Genomic DNA, 21231 nt, shown 5'->3' on the forward strand with positions numbered 1-21231 from the left:
CTCAAGGCTCGTCCGGCCGATCCAGTAGAGCCATCGCCTCATCGAGCAGCACCGGAAGTGCGGGCAGCATGCGCCGGTGCATGGTCGTCAGCAGGCCGGCCTTCCTCCCTCGTTTGATCAGCAGGGCGGTGGCGGCGGACTCCTTGTACTTGGTCAGCGCCTCGAACCAGGGCAGGTCGTGGAGGGGTTCGCCCCGGATCTCCTGGTAGGCGGCGAGGAGTTCGGCCCTGGTGGGCATCCCGGTGGGTTCGTCGGACGGGGCCGCCGGGTGCCGGGCCTCGTCGCTGAAGAAGGTGAGCCAGGTCAGGTCGACCCGGGGGTCGCCGAGCGACCAGAGCTCCCAGTCGATGATCGCGTCGACCCAGTCCGCGTCGCAGAGCGTGTTGCCCAGCCGGTAGTCGCCATGGGTGAACACCGGGGTCATCGCGGCCGGCGTCGTGGCGTGCAGCCGCTCCGCGACCGCCTCGTGGCCTGCGCGCAGATCGGCGGGGACCGTCGTGAACGCGGTGGTCCAGCGGTCGATCTCGGCGGCGAGCGTGACAACCGGTTCCGCCGCCAGCGGCGTGCTGCGCGGGTCCACCCGGTGCAGGGCGGCCAGCATCCGGGCCGCGTCGAGCGCACGGGAGCGGACCCGGCCGGCGGGCAGCGTGCCGCGCGGCACCAGCACCGGCTCCACGCACTGCCCCCGCACCAGCTCCATGGCCACGAAGGGCGGGATCTCCGGTGGCGCGCCCGCGTCATGGAACAGGACGGTCGGCACCCGCACCCCGATCCGGCCGGCCAGTGCCTCCATGATCCGCGCCTGGCGCAGCACGTCCCGGTTGCGGACCGGCGCCAGACCGGGCGGGGCCACCTTCAGCACGACGCGCTCGTACCGGGCCGGTGCACCCGACAGCGAGGCCACGAAGGTGAGACTCGACGTGCCGCCGGTGAGCGGCTCGACACCGGTGACCGTGGCGTCGGGAGCCCAGCTGCGCAGCGCCGCGGCTGTGCGCTCCGTCAACTCCGGGATCAGGCGCCTGCTGTTCGCAACGGTGCTCACGGGCTCATCCCTGTCTGTCGGAGGCCGGGCGGCGCTGTGCGGTCAGGGCCGCGACGATGTCACGGCGTACGAGCTTGCCCGTCGCGGTGCGGGGCAGTTCGGGCCAGGAGGTGATGCGGTCGGGGGTCTTCGAGCCGCGCAGGGTGTCGCGGACCTCGGCCCGCAGCGCAGCGCCGTCGATCTCCGCGCCGCTGCGGGTGACGACCACGGCCTCGATCCGCTGGCCCCATTCCTCGTCGGGGACTCCGACGACGACCGCGTCGAGCACGTCCGGGTGGCGCAGCAGGATGTCCTCGATCTCGGCGGGGGCGATGTTCTCGGCGCCGCGGATGATCGTGTCGTCGGCCCTGCCCTCGATGTGGAGGTAGCCGTCGGCATCGACCCGGCCGCGGTCGCGGGTGTGGAAGAAGCCCCGCTCGTCGACCGTGGAGCCCTGCCCCGCGTACTCGCCCGAGACCTGTTCGCCGCGCACCCAGATCTGCCCGCTCTGCCCCCGGGCCACGGCTTCTCCGGAAACCTCACGGACCTCCAGTTCGACGCCCGGCACCGGCAGTCCGGCCGAACCGAGCCGGGCCCGCACCGCGGGGTCGCCGCTGGCGACGGCCGTCCGGTGCTCGCCCGGGCCCAGGACGGTGATGGTGGACGACGTCTCCGTCAGCCCGTAGGCGTTCACGAAGTCCACGTGCGGCCACTCGCCCAGGGCGGTCTCGATCACCCGCACCGGCATCCGGGCCCCGCCGTAGGCGAGCGTGCGCAGCGAGGGGACGGACCGGTCCAGCCCTTCGCCGTGCATCAGCCGGGCGAGCATCGTCGGCACCACCATCGCGTGGGTGACCCGCTGTTCCCGGACGAGGCCGAGCCAGCCGTCGGGTGTGAACTGGTCGAGGGTGAGGGCCCGGCGCCCCGCGTACAGGTTCGTCAGTACGTTCGACACGGCGGCGATGTGGTAGGGCGGGACGCTGATCAGGGCCGCCTCGCCGGGGTCGGCCGCGGCGAACTCCACCGTGCCCAGGACGTACGACACCAGGTTGTGGTGGCGCAGGAGCACGCCCTTCGGCACGGACGTCGTCCCGCTGGTGTAGATGAGGACGGCCGGGGAGCCGGGCTGTGCCGGATCCTCGTCGACGGGACGGCCGGAGTCCGCCGCGGCCCGGGCGAGCCAGTCGGCGGGAGCGCACACCGGCAGTCCCGCGCGGGTCAGTGCCGCGCCGTGCTGCGGGTCGGCGATGCCCAGGGCCCGGGGGTGGTTCGCGAGGAGGGCGTCGAGTTGTTCGTCGCCGAGCCGGTAGTTGACCGGGACCAGGGGGACTCCGGCGCGGGCCGCGGCGAACAGCGCGACCGGCAGGGCCGGTCCGTTCGCCGCGAGGTACACGATCGCGTCGGCGCCGGCGGTGCGCACCGCGTGGGCGCCGCCGACGGACAGTTCGCGCAGCCGCAGGGCCGTCAGCCCGTCGGTCGCGCGTCCGATGACCACCCGGTCGCCGAAGCCCTCGGCGGCCATGTCCAGGAGCATCGATATGTTCATGGGCTCCTTCCCGCCCACTCAGTCCGAGGCCGGGAGCGGTTTGGGGCTCTTCATCGGCAGGGGTGTGCCGTTCGCGGCCAGGGTGCCCGGCCCGGGTTTGGTGCAGAGCAGTTCGAGGCCAAGGTCTTCGTCGGCGTACCGCTTGCCGAGCAGCGAACCGCCCATCAGTTCGGGGTCGGGGGCGCCGGTGGTCGCCGGGCCCGTGCCGCTCCCCTCGGCCATGGCCGTCCCACCGCAGGTGATCTCCACCTCTTCGTCGGGGCATCGCACGACGATCACCGTCGTCGTGTCGACCGTACTGGCGAGCAGCTGCCCCACGCGTGGCCTCATCGCAGCGTCCTCCGCGGTTCTCGTGGTGCCGAGTGACTGTGCCGATCAACCCGAAAAAAGTATACTACTTACCTCGATCGCGTCGAGAACGGAGAGTTGCCGGATGGATCTCGAGACCGTCCTGTTCGAGGTGACCGACCATGTCGCCACGATCACCCTGAACCGACCCCAGGCCATGAACGGCTTCAACCAGCGGATGCTGGAGGAGTTCTCCGCGCTCTGGCAGACCGTCAGGACGGACGACGACGTACGCGTCGTCGTGCTGCGCGCCGCCGGTGAGCGGGCCTTCTGCACGGGCATGGACGTGAAGGAGGGCATCGACCGGCATCCCAACGTCTGGTCGCAGACCGACCCCGGCGAGTACCTCTCGCCGAAGCTCAACCAGGTGTGGAAACCGCTGGTGTGCGCGGTGCACGGGATGGCCGCCGGCGGCGCCTTCTACTGGCTCAACGAGGCCGACATCCTGATCTGCTCCGAGGACGCGACGTTCTTCGACCCGCACGTCAGCTATGGACTCACCGCGGCCCTGGAGCCGATCGGCCTGGCCCGCCGCGTCCCGCTCGGCGAGGCGCTGCGCATCGCGCTGCTCGGGCTGGACGAGCGCGTGTCGGCCGCACGCGCCCTGCAGATCGGCCTGGTCAGCGAGGTGCTTCCGCGCGAAGGCCTGTGGGCCCGGGCCGATGAGATCGCCCGGATCATCGCGGCCAAACCACCGGCCGCGATCCAGGGGACCGTCCGCGCGATCTGGGAGTCGCTCGACGCGACCCGCACCCAGGCGCTGCGCGGCGGGCTGTCGTACACACAGCTCGGCAACCCCCTCGGGAAGGCCGAGATCGACCGCTCCGCGGTGCCGCGCGGACCGTGGACACTGCGCTGACACTCCCCTACCCTCCCTTAAATAAGTGTACTTTTTTAGGGGATGTTGGAAGAGGAGGATCTCATGCGGTTCGGCATGCCCTGGCCCGGCCGGGACGTCGCGCGGGAGGCCGAGCAGGCGGGAGTCGGCGCCTTCTGCGCCGGGGAGTTCGCCGACCACGACGCCTATCTCACCGTCGCCGACATCGTGGCGCACACGGAACACGCCCTGGCGGGCCCCGCCATCGCCTACGCCTTCGCCCGCACCCCGTACGCGCATGCCACCGCCCTGCGCCAACTGCACGCCCGGGCGCCGGGCCGGCTCTTCCTCGGACTGGGCAGCGCCGCGTTCCGGATCAACCGCGACTGGCTGGGGGTGCCCGCCGACCGTCCCGTGCACCGGATCGCCGAGACCGTCGCCGCGGTGCGGGCCTGGCTGCACGCGGAGAACGGCGAGAAGGTCCGCTACTCCGGTGAGTTCTACGCGCTCGACGCCGAGGTGCGGGCGCCCGTGCTCGGCCGGCTCGACATCCCGGTCCTGCTGGCGGCGTTCAACACCGGTATGGCCGCCACCGCGGGCCGGGTCGCCGACGGGGTCATCGGACACGGGCTGTTCACCTCCTCCTGGTGGAACGACGTCGTACGGCCCTCGGTGGAGCGCGGCGCGAGCGACGCCGCCCCCGGGGCCCGTTTCCTCGAACACGGCTGGATCATCACGGCGGTCGACGACTCCGCGCCCGAGCGTGCCGTCGCCGACGCGCGCCGGATGATCGCCTTCTATCTCACGGTGAAGACGTACGACCCCTTTGTGGCCCACCACGGCTGGGGGGAACCGGTCGCCGAGCTGCGGGCCGCGTTCCGGGCGGGCGACACCGACGCCATGGCCCGGGCGGTCACGGACGAGATGGTCACCGAGATCGCGGTCTGCGGGACGACCGCGGAGGCCAAGGACACCCTCGTCCGCCGCGCCGGATCGCTCCCCCGCGATGTCGGCTACTTCGCGCCCCCGAGTTTCCTGGTGAGCCCGAGGCGGCGGGCCGCGTACGCCCGCTCGAGCCTCGCCCTGATCGGCGCCGTGCCGGAGAACCGGGCCTGACGCACCCACGGAGTGCGACCGGCCCCGGAGCGTCAGCGCTCCGGGGCCGGTCCGCGACATGAGCCGCCAGCCGGGATCGACTCACGCCTCCTGGGCAAGCGGCGCGAGCTTCTTGCTCTTGTCGAAGTGCACGACGTCGGCCAGCGTGCCGCCGAGGATGGCCGCGCGGTCCTCGTCCGGGACGCCCTCGAAGTTCTCCGCGATGCACTCGGCGCTGTCGCGGAAGGTGCCCTCGGCGTGCGGGTAGTCGTTGCCCCAGATGACGGTCGAGAGGCCGGTGATGTGGCGGGCCTTGACGGCGGTCGGGTCGTCCGCGAACTGCACATGGATCTGGCGGCGGACGTAGTCGGTGGGCTTGAGCGGGTAGGGCCACTTGTCGTTGATGGCGAACAGCCGTCCCATGGCGGGCTGTTCGGTCGGCGGGCGGTTGTCGTCCCAGAAGCCGAGCCACCAGTCGGGGTCCTGGCCGGTGCCGGTCTTCCACGCCTTGTCCATGTAGCCCATGAAGGAGACCAGCCAGCCGGCCGTGTACTCGATCAGGTTGAAGTGCAGATCGGGGAAGCGCTCGCACACGCCGCCGCCGACCAGGCTGGCGATGATGCCCTGCGGACCGGCCACGGCCGAGCCGACCGCGCTGCCCATGGTCCGGCCGGCCACCATGTCGTCGGTCAGGTTGCCCTTGCCCATGTTCATGGCGTTCATCAGGCCCCGCACGGTCACCGCCGTCTCGGACACCTCCTCCTTGACCTTCACCCCGCCGGTGGCCACGTGGATGAAGACCGGCAGCCCGTGCGCCTGCGCGGCGGCCCAGACCGGGTCGTACTCCCGCGCGTAGTACGGCAGGGGCGGGATCTCCGGGAGCAGGATCGCGCCGAGTCCCAGGCGGGCGCACCGCTCGATCTCCGCGACCGCCTCGGGCACGTTCGTGAGCGGGATCGCGGCCGTCGGACGCAACCGGTCCTTGTACGGGAGGTACCGCTCGACGAGGTAGTCGTTCCACACCCGGGCGTGGGCCATGGACAGCTCGTGGTCGTCGGTGAACAGGACGAACAGCGAGAGATTGGGGAACATGACCGAGGCGTCGACGCCGTCGATGTTCATGTCCCGGATGATGTGCTCCGGATCGCCGTCCGGGGTCTCCCCGCCGAGCTGGCGGTACTTGGAGATGGTCCAGCCGTCGAACCCGATGGTGTGGAGCTTCTTGAACTCCGTGTGGCCGCCGGGAACGATCGGCTCGTCGAGGGTGAACTCCTCTTCCCACAGAGCCCTCTCGCGAAGGTTCTTGGGCAGTCGGGTCTTGAAAAGATCGACCGGCTCGATGATGTGCGAATCGCCGGACACGACAAATTCCTTGAACACAGGCGGGACCTCTTTCGAACCTCGTCGTTCGCGTGCCAGAAACGCAACCCGTGGATGACGCCGAAGTTAGCTGTACCGATCGGTCCAGTCAATAATTCAGCATACGGAATAACCTGACATCCAGCCCCCAGGAACCTGACAAGCGGCTGACACAAGATCGCACCGCACCCCTCTTCCCTCCCACTTGCAATTAAGTACACTCAATGTCATGACGACGGCCTACTCGTTCTCCTCACAGCTCTACATCGACGGGCGCCGCACGGACGGCGATTCGGATGCGTCTCTCGTCGTGCGCAATCCCGCGACGGAGGAAGCGATCGCGGAGGTGCCCCAGTCCTCCCTCACCGATGTGCGACGCGCTGTCGAAGCCGCGCGCCGGGCCTTCGACGAGGGTCCGTGGCCCCGGATGAGGCCCGCCGAGCGGGCGGCGGTGCTGTTGCGCATGGCCGAAGAGATGGAGCGCCGCCTCCCTGACCTCGTCACCGTCAACATCGCCGAGGCGGGGTCGGTCCGGCCGCTCGCGGAGAGCCTGCAGACCCGGGTTCCGGTGGCGCAGCTGCGCGACATGGCCGAGCGGGTGATGCCGGCCTTCGCCTGGGAGCGCCCGATGGACCCGACGGTCGCGCCCGGCATCGGCATCTCCCAAGGGGTGCTGCGTCGCGAGGCGTTCGGTGTGTGCGCCCTGATCTCCGCCTACAACTTCCCCTTCTTCCTCAGCATGATGAAGGTGATCCCGGCCCTGGCGGCCGGCTGCACGGCCGTGCTGAAACCGGCGCCCGCCACTCCGCTGGAGTCCTTGCTGATCGGCGACTTCGCCGACGCCGCCGGGCTGCCGCCGGGCGTGCTGAACATCGTGACCGGCGACATCGAGGCCGGACGCGAGCTGACCACCCACCCCATGGTGGACCTGGTGAGCTTCACCGGCTCGGACACGGTCGGGCGCGCGGTCTACGCCCAGGCCGCGGCCTCGCTGAAGAAGGTGGTCCTCGAACTCGGCGGCAAGTCGGCCGCCGTCGTCCGCGCCGACGCCGACCTCGACGGCGCCGTGCGGTCCGCGCTGGCGGGCATCACCACCCACGCCGGCCAGGGCTGTTCCCTGCTGACCCGCACGCTGGTGCACGAGTCCGTCCACGACGAACTGGTCGCCCGGCTGGTCGAGGGCCTCGCCCGGGTCAAGGTGGGCGACCCGGCCGATCCGGCCACCACCATGGGCCCGCTGATCAGCGAGGCGCAGCGGGACAAGGTCGAGAAGCTGATCCGCGTCGGCGAGGAGGAAGGGGCGCGTCTGGTCTGCGGCGGCGGGCGGCCGGCCGGTCTCGACCGGGGGCACTTCCTCGAACCGGCCCTGTTCGTCGACGTCACCAACGAGATGACCGTCGCGCGCACGGAGTTCTTCGGGCCCGTCGGCGTCGTCATCCCGTTCCGCACGGACGAGGAGGCGGTGCGGCTCGCCAACGACAGCCCCTACGGTCTCGCCGGCGCCGTGTGGAGCGCCGACACCGTGGCCGCGTACGAGATCGCCGCCCGGGTCCGGGCCGGGAGCGTCACCATCAACGGCGGCAGCGCCGGGGTGAGTCCCCGGGCCGCGTTCGGCGGATACAAACAGAGCGGACTCGGCCGGGAGTGGGGCGCGTTCGGGCTCGACGAGTATCTGCAGACCAAGACGGTCAGCTGGGCGGCCCGCTGAGGCGCACGCCGACCATGCCCTGAAAAGAGGACACTTTGCCGTGATGGACTTCGAGCTCAGCGAGGAGCAGGCCATGCTGCGCGAGGCGTCGCGCGCCCTGCTGGCGGACCGGGCCCCGATCGAGCGCGTCCGGGCGTGGCTGGACGGTGACCAGGACGTCGACCCCGACCTGTGGCGGCTGATGTCGGACCTCGGGTGGCCCGGACTGGCCGTGCCCGAGGCGTACGGCGGCACCGGCCAGGGAGTCGTGGAACTCGCGCTCGTCGCACAGGAGATCGGGCGGGCGCTCGGGCGGGCCCCGTTCGTGCCCACCGCGATCGTCGGCCGGGCGCTCGCCGCCTGGGGGCCGCCCCGGCTGCGGGCCGAGGTGCTGCCCGCACTCGCGGCCGGAGCGGAGTGGGCCACCTGGGCCTTCGCCGAACCCCGCCTCCCGTGGGCACTCGACGGCGTCCGGTCCACCGCCCGCGCCGACGGCGACGCGTTCGTCCTCGACGGGGTGAAGACGGCCGTGCAGGACGCCGGCGGCGCCCGCCGGCTGCTCGTCACCGCACTCCACGACGGCGTCCCGGCGTCGTTTCTCGTCGACCGCGAGGCCCCGGGGGTCGCGGTCCGGCGGCAACGCGTCCTCGACCCGACCCGCTCGTTCCACGAGGTCCGGCTGACGGGGGTACGCGTCCCGCGTGAGCGCCGCCTGGACTGCGGACCCGCCGAGATCCAGCGGCTGCTCGACGAGGCGTCGCTGCTGCGGTGCGCCGACGCGCTCGGGGTGATGGAGCGCCTGTTGGAACTCACGGTCGAGCACACCTGCGCCCGGGTGCAGTTCGGGCGGCCGATCGGAGCCTTCCAGGCCGTCAAGCACGCGTGCGCCGACATGGCGCTGCTCGTCCACGCCTCCCGCGCCGCCACGCACCACGCGGCGATGGCGGCCGACGCCCGCGCCGACGACGCCGCCCCGGCGTCCTGCGCCGCCGCCTCGTACGTCTCGGCCGGGGCCGTTGAGGTCGCGGGCCGGGCGCTCCAGCTGCACGGCGGGATCGGCTTCACCTGGGAGCACGACCTCCACCTCCACCTGCGCCGCGCGCGGGCCGACAGCGTGCTGTACGGGGACGCCGCCGTACACCGCGACCGGCTGTGCGCTCTCCTGCGACCGGTGCCCGTGCCCGCATCCGCCTGAGCAGAACAGATCCGAAAGGTTCCCGATGGAGATCAAGGGCAAGAAGGCCGTCGTGTTCGGCGGCGCCTCCGGCATGGGCCGGGCCACCGCCGAGCTGCTCGCGGCCCGCGGCGCCGACGTCGCCGTGCTCGACCGTCCGGCATCGGCGGGGAAGGAGGCGGCCGCCGCGTTCGGCGGGAGCTTCCACCCCGTCGACGTGACCGACTTCGAGGCGACGGCGAGCGCGCTGGACGCCGCCGTCGACGCTCTCGGCGGGCTGCATGTGGCGGTCACGACGGCGGGCGGCGGCAGCGTGCGGCGCACGCTCGGCAAGGACGGGCCGCACGACCTGGAGACCTTCCGCCGGGTGCTCGACCTGAACGCCGTCGCCACCTTCAACATCAGCCGGCTGGCCGCCGCGCACATGAGCCGCAACGAGCCCGAGGAGCCCGACGGCGAGCGGGGCGTCATCGTCAACACGTCCTCGATCGCCGCCTTCGAGGGGCAGATCGGCCAGGTCGCGTACTCGGCGGCCAAGGCGGCGATCGCCGGGATGAGTCTCACCATGGCCCGCGACCTCGGCTCGCTCGGCATCCGCGTCGTGGCCATCGCGCCCAGCCTGTTCGAGACGGGCGCCACCGAGAAGATCCCCGCCGAGACGCGGGCCGCGCTGGTGAAGGACGCCGCGTTCCCACGACGGCTGGGCCGGCCCGAGGAGTACGCCAAGCTGGCCCTGGCCGTCGTCGACAACCCCATGCTGAACGGCCAGTGCCTGCGCCTCGACGCCGGCCAGCGCTTCGGACCGAAGTGAGGTTCACCATGCCCGACACCGCAGAGCACCGGGGCAAGGTCGCCCTCGTCACCGGCGGCGGCCGAGGCTTCGGCAAGGCGTTCGGCGACGCCCTGTCGGCCCTCGGCGCGCACGTCGTGCTCGCCGACATCGACGGCGCCGCCGCGACCGAGGCGGCGGCGGAGCTCACCGCCAAGGGCCGCAGCGCGAGCGGAGTCGCCTGTGACGTGGCCGACGAGGCCGCGGTCGACGCGGTCGTGCGCGAGGTCGTCGACCGCCACGGCGGACTCGACGTCCTGGTCAACAACGCCGGCCTGCACGCCGCGTACCACAGGCCGTTCGCCGAACTCGGCCTGACCGCCGTGCGGCGGGTGTTCGACGTCAACGTCATGGGCGTCGTCATCTGCTCGCTGGCGGCCCGGGAGGCGATGAAGGGCCGGGCCGGCGCCTCCATCGTCAACATCTCGTCGGCGGCGGCCTACGCGAACCGGAGCGTCTACGGCGTGTCCAAGCTCGCCGTGCGAGGCCTGACGGTGTCCTTGGCTCGCGAGTTCGCCGCCGACGGCATCAGGGTCAACGCGATCGCGCCCGGCCTGATCTTCACCGACGCCGTACGGGACCAGCTGTCCCCGGCCGAGGCCGAGCGGGTCCTCGGGGAGCAGATCCTGCGGCAGGAGGGCCGGGAACAGGACATCGTCGAGGCGCTGCTGTATCTGGTCTCGTCGAAGGCGTCCTTCGTCACCGGCGAGACCCTGCGCGTGACGGGCGGCTTCGCGCTCTCCGTCTAGGGCCTGTCCGGCCGATCAAGTCACAGGAAACCGCCGGGGCTTTGGAACACGGGTGAGCGGGGTCTGGTGCGCGCAACTGCAAGGCGGAGGAGGGCGTCGACGCGGAGCGTCGGCAACCGACGACAACGCCGCTGGGGGCACCCCCTCTGGGGGAGTGCGTGCCAGACCCCGCGTCTGGGGCATGATCGGCCGGACAGGCCCTAGCCGCAGGGTGTCGGCCCGTGCTACACGGTCACCGGTTCGTTCTCCGGCTTCTCGGCGAGTTCCTGCTCCTCGTTCGTGATCGCCTTCAGCAGCACGTACGGCGTGGCGATCTTCCACAGGGCGTACGCGATCGAGGGGACGATGTTGGCGAGAAGTCCGTTCCAGGCGAGCGGCCCGCTCTGGTTGAGGAAGACGAAGGCGCCCGGGATGAGCGTCACGCCCAGCACCACGCTGAGCCAGCCGTACCAGCGCGGGAAGAGCGGCTTGTCCCGGGTGTGGTCGATGAACGCGGCGTAGCCGATCGACCAGACCTGGAGGACGAATATGCAGGCGTTGCCCACGAACATGAGCCAGAACGTGTCGACCATCGCGGTCAGGACGTCGACGGAGTGGGCCTCCGGTCGGTAGGCCGCGGCGGCGAGGATCGCGAGCGGGAAGAAGAACCCGATCGGGGCCACCACGCCCGTGGTGAGCTGGATCATGGACAGCAACCCCCAGCCGCCCTCCACCCGGCGCAGCTGCATGCTCGTCACGACGACGTACGGGTACTCGAACGGGACGAGCAGCACCATCAGGGCGACGCAGGTGAGGATCCCCGTGCGATGGTCCTTGAGGAAGGCGACGACGTCGTCCGGGCTCTCCGTCGGGCTCATCGGCGGAATGAGATGGCCGACGGAGTAGGCGACGAGGAATCCCACGAAGAGGATGACGCCACACCACGCCGATATTCTCTGCAGTCTTATATGGAGGTCGTTCTTCATTGCGGCTCCCCTTTTGAGCTGATTACCATCCGACAAGCCGGTCCAGCACGAGCGTCGCGCTCGCGAGGTAGTCGCCGTATCCGCCCCGGAAGAACAGCAACGGGGTTTTCAGGGATTCGACGCGGAGGTCGTGGACCCGTCCCACGACCAACAGGTGGTCACCGATCTCGACGGACTGCTCCACCGTGCAGTCGACCCACGCGACCACTCCGTCGAGTACGGGGGTGCCCAGCGCGGAAGCGCTCCAGGCGGCGCCCTCGAACCGCTGCCCGGCCGGACCGGTCGCCAACTGCCGGGACAGGCGCTCCTGGTTGCCCGCGAGCGCGTTGGCGCAGAAGCGGCCCGCGGCCCTGATCGTCCGCAGGGTCGTGGAGGAGCGGTCGGCGAGGAAGGACACCAGGGGCGGGTCGAGCGACACCGAGGTGAAGGTGCCGACGACCATGCCGTGCGGCCGTGCCTCGCCGTCCACGGTGGTGATCGCGACCACGCTGGTGGGGAAGTTGCCCAGGACTTCGCGGAACCGTCGCCCGTCGATCACATGCGCGTGCGCATGCACGTCCGCGTCCGCCGTCCGGGAGGGCGTCGCGCGCTCGCTCATATCAGGATGCGCATCGGTTCGGGCAGTTCGAGGCCCATCGCGGCCAGCGCGTTCGCGTGGTAGGCGGAGCCCGGCACATGGATCATGTGCTGGAGTCCGACATGCGCGTCCCGCCAGTACCGCTGGATCGGGTTGCCCTTGCGGATCGCGTTGCCGCCGGAGCGGGCGAAGATCTCGTCCAGGGCGGCGACGGCCCGCCAGGCGCAACGGACCTGATTGCGCCGGACGTCGGCCCGGTCCTCCAGGCTGATCGGCTTTCCCGCGTCGACCTGGTCGTACAACCGGCTGATGCCGTCGAGGAGTTGCACCCGGGAGGCGGAGATCTCGGCCGCGGCCTCGCCGGCGGCGTAGAGGACGTACGGGTCGTCGCGCACCTGGACGCCGGTCACGGCGACCCGTTCCTTCTGCTGGGCCAGGTGCAGGGCGAGGGCGCCCTCGCAGATGCCGACGACCGCCGCGGTGATCCCGAGCGGGAACATCGAGCTGAACGGCAGTTTGTACAGGGTGTCGGTGAGTCCGACCGCCTCCGCCGCGGTGCCCTCCTGGACCGCTTCCTGTCTGATCGTGCGGTACTCGGGGACGAACGCCTTGTCGACGACGACGTCCTTGCTGCCGGTGCCGGACAGTCCGACGACGTCCCAGGTGCCGTCGATGATCTCGTAGTCCGAGCGGGGCAGCACGACGTGCAGCACGGTGATCGGCCCCGCCGGTCTGCCCTTGCCGTCGCCTAGGAGGGCGCCGAGGAAGTCCCAGCCGCAGTGGTCGCTGCCCGAGGAGAAGGGCCAGCGTCCGCTGAGCAGGTAACCGCCGTCCACCGGTTCGGCGATGCCGTTGGGCATGTACGGCGAGGCGATCCAGGTGTCGGGGTCGTCGTCCCAGACCTCGTGGGCGAGGCGCGGGTCCAGCTGGGCCAGCTCCCACGGGTGGACTCCGACGACGCCGCACACCCAGCCGGCGGCCCCGTCGTGCCGCGCCACCTCCATCACGGCTTCCGCGAAGTCCCGGGGGTGAGCGCCGAACCCGCCGAACTCCTTGGGCTGCAGCAGCCGTACGACCCCTGCGGAACGGAGCAGTTCGACGGTCCGGTCGCTCAGCTTGCCGAGTGTCTCGTTCTCGTCGGCGAGCGCGGCCAGTTCGGCGCCCGACTCCTCGACACGGCCGACCACTTCATGCGTCACTCCGCACACCTCCTGGTGACTGGTCCCTCGCCTGCGCCGCGCGTCGCCGGCGGCGCGATGACCTCAGTCTCGGGGCCCGGGACGGGCGCCCGCTGGGCGCTTTCCGCTGACCGGGACTGGGCGCCGGCGTCAGCGCGTGACGCGGGGGCGCAGTGCGGCGGCGGAGCGCCCCCGCAGGGCGGAGAGCCATACGCCGACGCCGTAGGAGAGGTCGTCGAGGCGGCGGGCGATGCCGTAGCGCAGGGGGTCGAGGGTGGCTTGATCACGCCGGTACTCGAGTGCGATGTCGGCCAGGGCGGCGACCGCCGCGGCCCGGCGCACCCGGCGGGACAGCGTGCAGCCGACGGCGGTGAGCGGCCACCAGTGGCGGGTCAGCAGTGCGGAGGTCTGCGTGAGGGTGCCCAGCGCGCCGTCAGCGGTGAGCCGCACGGCCAGCCGGCCGGGGTGCCGGGTCCCGTCGAGCTTGCGGCCGATGCGTACGGCGACGACGCCGAGGACGGCCCCCGCCACCGGCGTCGACCAGCGCCGCTGGGCGAGCAGTGCGGCGGCGAACGCCGCGCTCCACGGGGCGAGGACGGCGGGTGCGATGCAGTCGGGGTGCCGCTCGGCGAGGGGCTGGGCGCCGGTGCCGTAGACGGCCTTGCGCAGCAGCCAGTCCCCCACGCGCACACGGTGTTCGTGGGCGGCCCGGACGGTGGGCTCGTAGCGGATGCGCCGTCCCGCCGCGATCAGCCGCCAGCACAGGTCGACGTCCTCGCCGACGCGCATGCGCTCGTCGAAGCCGTCGGCCAGCGCGTCGACCCGTGCCACGACGCAGGCCGAGGACGCCCACGAGACGGGGGTGCCGGGGCGCACCGCGGCCGGGTGGGCGCCGAGGTCGAGGGAGGACCGGGAGTTCTCGTACCGTTCGATCCAGGTCGTGGCGGCGGCGGACAGGCCGGTGATGCGGGGGACGGCCAGGGCGACCCGGGGATCGGCGAAGTGCCGGAGCAGGGTGGGGACCGTGTCCGGGTCGAGCACGATGTCGGAGTCGGCGAACACCACGTACGGCGTGGTGACCAGGCGCAGCCCGGCGTTGCGCGCGCCGGCGGGTCCGAGGTTGGCGGGCAGGGCGACGAGGTGGGCGCCGTGGCGGGCGGCGACGGCGGCGACGGCCGCCGGGTGCCGGGAGGCGTCGTCGACCACGATCACGGGGGTGTCCGTGCCGATGCTGCCCAGCAGCCGGTCCAGTGGGCGGGCCCGGTCGCGGACCGGTACGACGACCGTGTACCGGGGGTCGGCGGGCGCGGGGAGCGAGGCGACGACGGGATGGGCCATGCCGGTGTCGAGGAGCCGGTCGGCGAGGAGCGCGCTCGCCGCGTCCCGCACCGGGAGCGTCCGGCCGGCGAGCAGTCCGCGCGCCCTGGGGGTCAGCTTCAGCAGCCGGGTCGGGAAGCCGCCGAGGAGGGCCCGGCCGCCGTCGAGCACCCGGGTGTGCCGGTCGAACTCGACCACGGAGCCGACGGGAAGCGTCACGGGCGTACGTCCGTGGACCCGGATGCGCCGGGCGGGCGGCCGGGTTCGGCGAGGCGGCCGCGGGCGTCGACGGTCCACCGGGTGATCCGGCGGACCGTCGTGGACACCGTCGCGTCCATCGCCCGGCGTCCCTCCTCGGCGGAGGCCCCGGCGGGATCGCCGAGCACGCCGGTGGGCGAGACCGCGCGGACGCCGAGCGTCATCAGGTCCGGCAGGAGGACGGCGAGCGGTCGGGTGTCACCGGCGGTCGCGCCGGCGAGTCGTACCCGCTCGGGCGCCAGGTGCAGCATCAGCGAGGTCTCGGTGCGGCCGGCGTGCGCGTCGCCGCCGGGCACCGCGCAGCCGGTCCAGGCGAGGTCGTGGCCCTCGGCGCGCAGCTGACCGACGGCCGAGTCGAGGGCGGCCGTGTTGCCGCCGTGGCCGTTGACGAACACGACGCGGCCCGCCCACAGGGACAGCGAGCGGGCCAGTTCGACGATCACCGCGCGCAGCGCCTCGTGCCCGATCGAGACGGTCCCCGGGAAGTGCGCGTGTTCGCCGCTCGCGCCGTAGCCGACGGGCGGCGCGACCGACGGCGGGCCGTGGGGTCCGGCGGCGAGGGCGTCGGCGGTGCGCCGCGCGACGGCCTGGGCGACGACGGTGTCGGTGTCGAGCGGCAGATGGGGTCCGTGCTGTTCGGTGGACCCCACCGGAACCAGGACGAGCGCGCCGGACGGCACGGCCGGCCAGACCGTGTCGGCCAGCACTCGGAACGCGGTCTCTGGCGGCATGCTCAGCCGACCGGTGCCCCGACCCCGGCCGGGGTCGTCGCGGGAGCGGTCGGCACGTCCGCGCCGCCCAGGGTCAGCGGGAAGCCCGGGGGTATCGCCAGGTCCGTGGGCCCCAGTTCGTGGACGGAGGAGTGGCCGAGGCCCAGGACTGCCGAGTCGAGTCCGCCGCGCAGGATGTCCAGCACGTTCTCGACGCCGGCCTGTCCGTTCGCCGCGAGGCCCCACAGGTAGGCCCGGCCGATGAGGACCGCGCGGGCGCCCAGGGCGAGCGCCTTGGCCACGTCGCCGCCGCGGCGGACACCGCCGTCCAGCAGGACTTCGACCTGGTCGCCGACCGCTTCCACGATGGACGGCAGCACCCGGACGGTGGCCGGGGTGGTGTCCAGGTTGTTCCCTCCGTGGTTGGACACGGACAACGCCGACACCCCGGCGTCGACCGCCCGCTTGGCGTCGTCCACCCGGGTCACGCCCTTGAGGAGGAAGGGGCCGCCCCACTCCGCTCGCAGCCATTCGACGTCCGCCCAGGTGGGCGGCGTGGTCTGCATCCACTCGCCGTAGGCGCCGAAGAAGGTGGGGGCCGGGCTGCCGGGCGTGCTCAGGTTGGGCACGGTCAGGTCGGGGAGGCGGCCGGACCTGGCGTACTTCCACAACCAGCCGGGCCTGGTCAGTACATCGGGGGCGAACCGCAGCGCGGCCTTGAGGTCGAGGCGCTCGGGGACGGCGGGGCTGCCCCAGTCGCGGCCGTGGGAGAAGGACCAGTCGAGGGTGACGATGAGCGCCTTGGCGCCGGCGGCCCTGGCCCGGTCCATGCGCTGCACCATGGTCTCGCGGGCGCCGCTCCAGTACAGCTGGAAGAAGACGTCGGCCCCGGTGGCGGCGACGTCCTCGACGCTGCGGCTCGCGAACGAGCTGAGGCCCATGACGACGCCCCGGCTCGCGGCGGCGCGGGCGACGGCGACCTCGCCCTCGGGGTCGACGGCCTGCACGCCGGTCGGCGAGATCAGCACGGGCAGCGCGGTGGGCACGCCGAGCACGGTCGTGGACAGGTCCCGGTCCGCGTGGTGGCCCACGACCCGGGGGGCGAAGCCGAGTTCCGCGAAGGCGGCGAGGTTGGCGTCGAGCGTGCGGCCGCGCTCCGAGCCGGCGACGAGCGCGCCGTACACCGATCGGGGCAGCCGCCTGCGGGCCCGCCGCTGTGCTTCGGCGACGGTCTCGAACCAGGGGTTCCTAGGCATGTGCCGTGTCCTTGCTCGCGGTGGGTGTGCGGTCCGGCCCGGCCAGCGGGTTCTCGTCGCAGGCGCGCACCGGGGGACGCCGGGTGAGGACGAGGTCCACGGGGGCGCGCCGCGAGTGGTCGCCGGAGGGTCTCGGCGCCCGGGTCCGGTCGCGTCGGGCCAGCTCCCGCTCGCCGTGGCCCTGGACGCACTCGGGGTCGGGGCCGTCCAGCGGGAGCCCGGTGAAGAACTTGGCGGCCATGCAGCCGCCCTTGCAGGTGTCGTAGAACGCGCAGGACGCGCAGGCGCCGCCGTGCTGCGGGGCGCGCAGCCGGGCGAACAGTTCGGCGTCGCGCCAGACGCCGCGGAAGCCGCCCGGCTCGCGGACGTTCCCGGCGAGGAAGTCGTCGTGGATCGCGAACGGACAGGCGTAGACGTCGCCGACCGGGTCGATCAGGCACACGACGCGTCCGGCGCCGCACAGGTTGAGGCCGGGCAGCGGCTGTCCGTAGGCGGCGAGGTGGAAGAAGGAGTCGCCGGTCAGCACGTCGTCGCCGTGGGCCGACAGCCAGTCGTACAGCTCGCGTTGCTGCGCCGCGGTGGGATGCAGTTCGTCCCAGACGTCGGCGCCGCGCCCGGAGGGGCGCAGCCGGGTCAGGCGGAGCCGGGCGCCGTAGCGGTCGGCGAGCGCCTTGAAGGCGTCGAGCTGGGGGATGTTGTGCCGGGTGCAGACCACGGAGATCTTGAAGTTCCGCATCCCCGCGGCAGCCAGGTTCTCCAGCGCCCGCAGCGCCGTCGCGTAGGAACCCGCCCCGCGTACGGCGTCGTTGACCTCGGGGGTGGCGCCGTCGAGGGAGATCTGGACGTCGACGTAGTCGTTGCGGGCGAGGCGCTCGGCGGCTTCGGTGGTGATCCGGACGCCGTTCGTGGAGAACTTCACGCCCACGTGGTGTGCGGTGGCGTAGTCCAGGAGTTCCCAGAAGTCCGCGCGGACGGTGGGCTCGCCGCCTCCGATGTTGACGTAGAAGACCTGCATGGCCTGCAGTTCGTCGATGACGGCCTTGGCCTCGGCGGTGCTCAGTTCGCGCGGGTCGCGGCGGCCGGAGCTGGACAGGCAGTGCGTGCAGGCGAGGTTGCAGGCGTAGGTGAGTTCCCAGGTGAGGCAGATCGGCGCGTCGAGCCCCTGCTCGAACAGGTCGACCAGCCGTGGCGTACCGGTCAGGCGGGCGCTCATGGGGTCCTTCCGACGACCATCGACGACTGGACGAGGACGGCCAGGGCCCGGCCGTAGCGAGGCAGTTCGTCCTCGCGCAGCCCCGCGGCCCGGCAGGCGGCACGAGCGGTGGGCTCGTGGGCGAGGGCCTGGACGACGGCCAGGAGCCGCCGGTCCTTGAGGAACGAGAGCCTGCGGGTACCGAAGTGGTACAGCAGCGCGCCGAAGGGTTCCGGCCGCACCGAGACCTGCGGATGCAGGCCCCAGGCGCGGTCGAGGTCCATCTCGATCATGCGGCGGCGCCTAGTAGACGCCGCACATGCCGTCGATGGAGATCTCCTCCAGGAGATCCTCGGCTTCGATCAGCGGGGCCATGTCCGCGACCCGATCGGCCTCGGACTCCGTGTCGGCGACGGCCTTTGCGGACAGGGCGGTGCGGAGCTCGTTCATGCGACTCTCCCTCGGCATCGGCGACCGACGGTAGGTCACCGGCAGGCCGGGCGGGTGCCCCGGTCCCGGCCAGTGGAACGGGCCGTTGCGCGGTGCGGTCACCGTGTGTTGAATCCCTGCCCCATGGAGCAGACCGAGCACGGGCGCGGCCGGGCCCGCTCCCCGGACGTCGTCGTGGTGGGCGCCGGGGGCAGTGGCGCCGCGCTCGCGGCCCGGCTCAGCGAGGACCCGGGCCGCACGGTCCTGGTACTGGAGGCGGGTCCGGTGCCGCGGCACCCGTCGGCGTTCGCTCCCGGGTTGCTGGACGCACGGCTCGTCCCGGGCGCGCAGCCGGGACACCCGGCCGTGCGGCCGTACGCCGTGCATCTCACGCCGACGCGTCCGTACACGGTCGTCCGGGGGCACGGGCTCGGCGGCTCGACGACCGTGAACGGCGGGTACTTCGTGCGGGCCCGGCGGGAGGACTTCGACCGCTGGGCGGCCGTGGGCGGTCCCGCCTGGTCGTACGCGCGGGCGCTGCCGTTCCTGCGCGCTCTGGAGACCGACCTGGACCACGGCGCCGATGCGCTGCACGGTCACCGCGGTCCGGTACGCGTGCGCCGCACGGAGCTGCGGCACCCGGCCGCCGTCGCGTTCCGGGCGGCCGCCCGCCGACTGGGCTTTCCCGAGGAGCCGGACAAGAACGCCCAGGACCCGCCCGGATTCGGGCCCGTGCCGTCCAATGCCGTGGACGGCGTGCGCGTCAACACCGGTATCGGCTACCTGCTGGGCGCGCTGGACCGTCCCAACCTCCGGGTGGAGGGCGACAGTACGGTCCTCAGGGTCGTCGTCGAGCGCGGCCGTGCGGTCGGGGTGCTGGTGGAGCGCGACGGACGCCGCGCGGTGGTCCGCGGCGGCGAGATCGTGCTCAGCGCGGGCGCGTTGCGCTCCCCTCACCTGCTACGGCTGTCGGGGATCGGGCCGCGCCGCGAGCTGGAGGCCCTCGGCGTCCCCGTCGTCCGGGACGCTCCCGCCGTCGGCGCCCGGTTCGGCGACCACCCGCAGGTGGTCCTGGAGTGGGCGCCCCGGCGGCCCGTGCCGGAGCCCTCGGGCTCGTGGCTCGGCGGCGTCCTGCATCTGCCCTCCTCGCACGGGGGTCACCCTGGAGGCGATCTGGAGATCCTGCAGTCCCTCGTCCCGTCGGCCGCTCTGACCAGCGGGAGGGTGTCGATTCCCGGCGCGCCTCTGGCGCCCCTCGCGTTCCTCGTCTCCGTCCACACCCCGCGGCTGACCGGCCGGATGCGCACCCTCTCCGCCGATCCCGCGCTGCCTCCGCGCCTCGACTACGGCTATCTGTCGACCGCGCGGGACCGGCGGCGCCTGCGCGAAGCGGTCCGTGTCACCGCCGAGTTGACCGGCACCGGCGACTTCGCGGAGCTCTCCGCCGGGCTCACGGAACCGGTGCCACAGGTGCTGGACGACGACCGTCTGCTCGACCGATGGATCCTCGGGCGGCTCGGCACGTCCCACCACACCTGCGGCACCGTGCCGATGGGCCCCGCCGACGATCCGCGGGCCGCCGTCGACTCCTACGGCAGGGTGCACGGGGTCGCGGGACTGCGGGTCGCGGACACGTCGATCCTGCCCACGCCCCCGCTGCGGGGCCCGGCGGCCACCGCCGTCCTGGTCGGCGAGGTCGTCGCCGACGCCATGCGCCGCGGCGTGGCCTGAACCGGTCCGGTCGGAGGCGGCGCTGTCGTCCGCCGGTGGCCGGGTCCCCGTAGCCGGCCGCCGGTGCCGCCGCGTCGCCCCTGGGCGGCTACGTCGTCACCCGTCCTGCACGGCGGCGCACAGGCCGCCGTCGACGACGATGTCGACACCGGTCAGATAGCTCGCCTCGTCCGACAGCAGGAACGCGGCGACGGCGGCGACCTCGTCGCACCGTCCGGTGCGGCCCAGCGGCGTGCGTCGGATGAGCTGTCGCACCGACTCGTTGCGTGCCGCCTCCCGCCGCGTCTGCGGGGTGTCGATGGCGCCGGGCGACAGGGAGCACACGCGGGCGCCCACCGGCCCGAGGCGCACCGCCTCGGCGCGGGCGAACCGCTGCACACCGTACGTCGCCCAAGGGTACGCCCAGGCGGGGTCCTCGACCGCCGGACCGATGGCGGCCCGGAGACGGTCGAGGAATCCCTCCCGCGCCGAGTCGTCCAGGACGGCCGCGACCTCCGGGGCGGGGTCGATGTGCGCGATCAACGGGGAGACCGACGCGGTGTACACGAAGGCCGTGCCGGCGGTGGCCAGCGGGCCGAGCTCCGCGGCGAGCAGCACGGTCGAGACGAAGTCGACCTCGATGATCCTGCGCCAGTCGGCCTCCTCCGGCGCGACGCTCTCGGCGTGCGCGACGGCGCGCAGCGTGCCGAGTTCCCTGACCCGCTCGGCCAGCCGGGCGAAGTCCTCCGGGTCGGTGACGTCCATGCCGAACGGCTCGGCCACGGCCCTCGTGCCCGCGCCGGACAAGTCCTTAGCGACGGCGGCGGCGACCGCGTCGTTGCGGTCGGTGAGCACCAGCACGTCCACCATGTCGGCGAGGCGCCTCGCGCATGCCTCCCCCGTCCCGTGCCCGGCACCCGTGGCGATCCCTACCGTGGTCATGCGTCACTCCTCACTGGAGACACCCGTCACAGGACGAGTGTCTCGCGGTCGGCGGCGAAGGAGGGCCTCCCC

The 21231-nt window shown here is 72.7% G+C and carries 21 protein-coding genes; 7 read left to right on the plus strand and 14 right to left on the minus strand.

Annotation, left to right across the window (positions count from 1 at the left end; all coding sequences use genetic code 11):
* Nucleotide 1: 1 nt before the first annotated feature.
* From ACWCPF_RS27515 to ACWCPF_RS27525, 3 genes are read right to left on the minus strand one after another with little or no spacing between them, the layout of a single operon-like run.
* Nucleotides 2–1042: a phosphotransferase family protein gene (locus tag ACWCPF_RS27515; protein WP_451047779.1), complete on the minus strand. Its 1041-nt coding sequence runs from the start codon at nt 1040–1042 to the stop codon at nt 2–4.
* 4 nt (nt 1043–1046) lie between these two features.
* The gene (locus ACWCPF_RS27520) at nt 1047–2567 is read right to left on the minus strand and encodes a class I adenylate-forming enzyme family protein (protein WP_451047780.1); all 1521 of its coding nucleotides are present in this window, start codon (nt 2565–2567) and stop codon (nt 1047–1049) included.
* An 18-nt stretch (nt 2568–2585) separates the two neighbouring features.
* Entirely contained in the window at nt 2586–2897 is a 312-nt protein-coding gene (locus ACWCPF_RS27525; protein ID WP_451047781.1) for a hypothetical protein, read from the minus strand.
* A gap of 103 nt (nt 2898–3000) precedes the next feature.
* Between ACWCPF_RS27525 and ACWCPF_RS27530 the strand changes: the two genes are divergently transcribed.
* Together ACWCPF_RS27530 and ACWCPF_RS27535 are read left to right on the plus strand one after the other, a co-directional pair.
* Nucleotides 3001–3774 (plus strand): enoyl-CoA hydratase/isomerase family protein, encoded by a 774-nt coding sequence (locus ACWCPF_RS27530; RefSeq protein WP_451047782.1) that lies wholly within the window; start codon nt 3001–3003, stop codon nt 3772–3774.
* Nucleotides 3775–3837: 63 nt separating this feature from the next.
* Nucleotides 3838–4848 (plus strand): LLM class flavin-dependent oxidoreductase, encoded by a 1011-nt coding sequence (locus tag ACWCPF_RS27535; protein ID WP_451047783.1) that lies wholly within the window; start codon nt 3838–3840, stop codon nt 4846–4848.
* Between the two features lie 81 nt (nt 4849–4929).
* On the opposite strand, the gene ACWCPF_RS27540 is transcribed toward ACWCPF_RS27535, so the two are convergent.
* Nucleotides 4930–6189 (minus strand): amidohydrolase family protein, encoded by a 1260-nt coding sequence (locus ACWCPF_RS27540; protein ID WP_451047784.1) that lies wholly within the window; start codon nt 6187–6189, stop codon nt 4930–4932.
* Nucleotides 6190–6415: 226 nt separating this feature from the next.
* Here ACWCPF_RS27540 and ACWCPF_RS27545 point away from each other — a divergent pair, with 226 nt between their 5' ends.
* The 4 genes from ACWCPF_RS27545 to ACWCPF_RS27560 are packed head-to-tail and all read left to right on the plus strand — an operon-like array spanning nt 6416 to nt 10625.
* Nucleotides 6416–7894 carry an aldehyde dehydrogenase family protein gene (locus tag ACWCPF_RS27545; protein ID WP_451047785.1) on the plus strand — a complete coding sequence of 493 codons (1479 nt, stop codon included), beginning with the start codon at nt 6416–6418 and terminating at the stop codon, nt 7892–7894.
* Between the two features lie 43 nt (nt 7895–7937).
* The gene (locus ACWCPF_RS27550) at nt 7938–9068 is read left to right on the plus strand and encodes an acyl-CoA dehydrogenase family protein (RefSeq protein WP_451047786.1); all 1131 of its coding nucleotides are present in this window, start codon (nt 7938–7940) and stop codon (nt 9066–9068) included.
* 25 nt (nt 9069–9093) lie between these two features.
* A complete protein-coding gene (locus ACWCPF_RS27555; RefSeq protein WP_451047787.1) occupies nt 9094–9858 on the plus strand; it encodes an SDR family NAD(P)-dependent oxidoreductase in 765 nt (254 codons plus the stop codon).
* A gap of 8 nt (nt 9859–9866) precedes the next feature.
* A complete protein-coding gene (locus ACWCPF_RS27560) occupies nt 9867–10625 on the plus strand; it encodes an SDR family NAD(P)-dependent oxidoreductase (RefSeq protein ID WP_451047788.1) in 759 nt (252 codons plus the stop codon).
* A gap of 224 nt (nt 10626–10849) precedes the next feature.
* On the opposite strand, the gene ACWCPF_RS27565 is transcribed toward ACWCPF_RS27560, so the two are convergent.
* From ACWCPF_RS27565 to mftA, 9 genes are all read right to left on the minus strand, one after another.
* Nucleotides 10850–11590, minus strand: coding sequence for a hypothetical protein (locus ACWCPF_RS27565; protein ID WP_451047789.1), 741 nt, complete (start codon nt 11588–11590; stop codon nt 10850–10852).
* A 22-nt stretch (nt 11591–11612) separates the two neighbouring features.
* On the minus strand, nt 11613–12188 hold the full coding sequence (locus tag ACWCPF_RS27570; RefSeq protein ID WP_451047790.1) for a flavin reductase family protein: 576 nt from the start codon (nt 12186–12188) through the stop codon (nt 11613–11615).
* A complete protein-coding gene (locus tag ACWCPF_RS27575; protein ID WP_451047791.1) occupies nt 12185–13366 on the minus strand; it encodes a hydroxylase in 1182 nt (393 codons plus the stop codon). The genes ACWCPF_RS27570 and ACWCPF_RS27575 overlap by 4 nt, the downstream gene beginning before the upstream one ends.
* A gap of 129 nt (nt 13367–13495) precedes the next feature.
* Entirely contained in the window at nt 13496–14881 is a 1386-nt protein-coding gene (gene mftF / locus ACWCPF_RS27580) for a mycofactocin biosynthesis glycosyltransferase MftF (protein ID WP_451047792.1), read from the minus strand.
* A complete protein-coding gene (mftE, locus tag ACWCPF_RS27585; RefSeq protein WP_451047793.1) occupies nt 14878–15651 on the minus strand; it encodes a mycofactocin biosynthesis peptidyl-dipeptidase MftE in 774 nt (257 codons plus the stop codon). Before mftE ends, mftF begins: the two co-directional genes overlap by 4 nt.
* A gap of 2 nt (nt 15652–15653) precedes the next feature.
* Nucleotides 15654–16886: a pre-mycofactocin synthase MftD gene (gene mftD / locus ACWCPF_RS27590; protein ID WP_451047794.1), complete on the minus strand. Its 1233-nt coding sequence runs from the start codon at nt 16884–16886 to the stop codon at nt 15654–15656.
* Nucleotides 16879–18099: a mycofactocin radical SAM maturase gene (mftC, locus tag ACWCPF_RS27595; RefSeq protein WP_451047795.1), complete on the minus strand. Its 1221-nt coding sequence runs from the start codon at nt 18097–18099 to the stop codon at nt 16879–16881. The genes mftD and mftC overlap by 8 nt, the downstream gene beginning before the upstream one ends.
* Nucleotides 18096–18371, minus strand: a complete 276-nt coding sequence (gene mftB / locus ACWCPF_RS27600) for a mycofactocin biosynthesis chaperone MftB (RefSeq protein ID WP_451047796.1) — start codon at nt 18369–18371, stop codon at nt 18096–18098. Before mftB ends, mftC begins: the two co-directional genes overlap by 4 nt.
* A 10-nt stretch (nt 18372–18381) precedes the next feature.
* Nucleotides 18382–18528: a mycofactocin precursor MftA gene (mftA, locus tag ACWCPF_RS27605; RefSeq protein WP_451047797.1), complete on the minus strand. Its 147-nt coding sequence runs from the start codon at nt 18526–18528 to the stop codon at nt 18382–18384.
* A gap of 123 nt (nt 18529–18651) precedes the next feature.
* Between mftA and mftG the strand changes: the two genes are divergently transcribed.
* Nucleotides 18652–20238 carry a mycofactocin dehydrogenase MftG gene (gene mftG / locus ACWCPF_RS27610; RefSeq protein ID WP_451047798.1) on the plus strand — a complete coding sequence of 529 codons (1587 nt, stop codon included), beginning with the start codon at nt 18652–18654 and terminating at the stop codon, nt 20236–20238.
* A 96-nt stretch (nt 20239–20334) separates the two neighbouring features.
* Here mftG and ACWCPF_RS27615 read toward each other — a convergent pair whose 3' ends face one another.
* Nucleotides 20335–21159, minus strand: a complete 825-nt coding sequence (locus tag ACWCPF_RS27615; RefSeq protein ID WP_451047799.1) for an SDR family oxidoreductase — start codon at nt 21157–21159, stop codon at nt 20335–20337.
* Nucleotides 21160–21231: the final 72 nt, after the last annotated feature.

This window comes from Streptomyces sp. NPDC001858 (assembly GCF_053594615.1).

What these genes read in the sequence shown, in the direction of transcription:
- ACWCPF_RS27520 (WP_451047780.1), bottom strand. Translation starts at nt 2,567, where the DNA reads ATGAACATATCGATGCTCCTGGACATGGCCGCCGAGGGCTTCGGCGAC.
- ACWCPF_RS27525 (WP_451047781.1), bottom strand. Translation starts at nt 2,897, where the DNA reads ATGAGGCCACGCGTGGGGCAGCTGCTCGCCAGTACGGTCGACACGACG.
- ACWCPF_RS27530 (WP_451047782.1), top strand. Translation starts at nt 3,001, where the DNA reads ATGGATCTCGAGACCGTCCTGTTCGAGGTGACCGACCATGTCGCCACG.
- ACWCPF_RS27535 (WP_451047783.1), top strand. Translation starts at nt 3,838, where the DNA reads ATGCGGTTCGGCATGCCCTGGCCCGGCCGGGACGTCGCGCGGGAGGCC.
- ACWCPF_RS27545 (WP_451047785.1), top strand. Translation starts at nt 6,416, where the DNA reads ATGACGACGGCCTACTCGTTCTCCTCACAGCTCTACATCGACGGGCGC.
- ACWCPF_RS27550 (WP_451047786.1), top strand. Translation starts at nt 7,938, where the DNA reads ATGGACTTCGAGCTCAGCGAGGAGCAGGCCATGCTGCGCGAGGCGTCG.
- ACWCPF_RS27555 (WP_451047787.1), top strand. Translation starts at nt 9,094, where the DNA reads ATGGAGATCAAGGGCAAGAAGGCCGTCGTGTTCGGCGGCGCCTCCGGC.
- ACWCPF_RS27560 (WP_451047788.1), top strand. Translation starts at nt 9,867, where the DNA reads ATGCCCGACACCGCAGAGCACCGGGGCAAGGTCGCCCTCGTCACCGGC.
- ACWCPF_RS27565 (WP_451047789.1), bottom strand. Translation starts at nt 11,590, where the DNA reads ATGAAGAACGACCTCCATATAAGACTGCAGAGAATATCGGCGTGGTGT.
- ACWCPF_RS27570 (WP_451047790.1), bottom strand. Translation starts at nt 12,188, where the DNA reads ATGAGCGAGCGCGCGACGCCCTCCCGGACGGCGGACGCGGACGTGCAT.
- mftE (WP_451047793.1), bottom strand. Translation starts at nt 15,651, where the DNA reads ATGCCGCCAGAGACCGCGTTCCGAGTGCTGGCCGACACGGTCTGGCCG.
- mftD (WP_451047794.1), bottom strand. Translation starts at nt 16,886, where the DNA reads ATGCCTAGGAACCCCTGGTTCGAGACCGTCGCCGAAGCACAGCGGCGG.
- mftC (WP_451047795.1), bottom strand. Translation starts at nt 18,099, where the DNA reads ATGAGCGCCCGCCTGACCGGTACGCCACGGCTGGTCGACCTGTTCGAG.
- mftB (WP_451047796.1), bottom strand. Translation starts at nt 18,371, where the DNA reads ATGATCGAGATGGACCTCGACCGCGCCTGGGGCCTGCATCCGCAGGTC.
- mftA (WP_451047797.1), bottom strand. Translation starts at nt 18,528, where the DNA reads ATGAACGAGCTCCGCACCGCCCTGTCCGCAAAGGCCGTCGCCGACACG.
- mftG (WP_451047798.1), top strand. Translation starts at nt 18,652, where the DNA reads ATGGAGCAGACCGAGCACGGGCGCGGCCGGGCCCGCTCCCCGGACGTC.
- ACWCPF_RS27615 (WP_451047799.1), bottom strand. Translation starts at nt 21,159, where the DNA reads ATGACCACGGTAGGGATCGCCACGGGTGCCGGGCACGGGACGGGGGAG.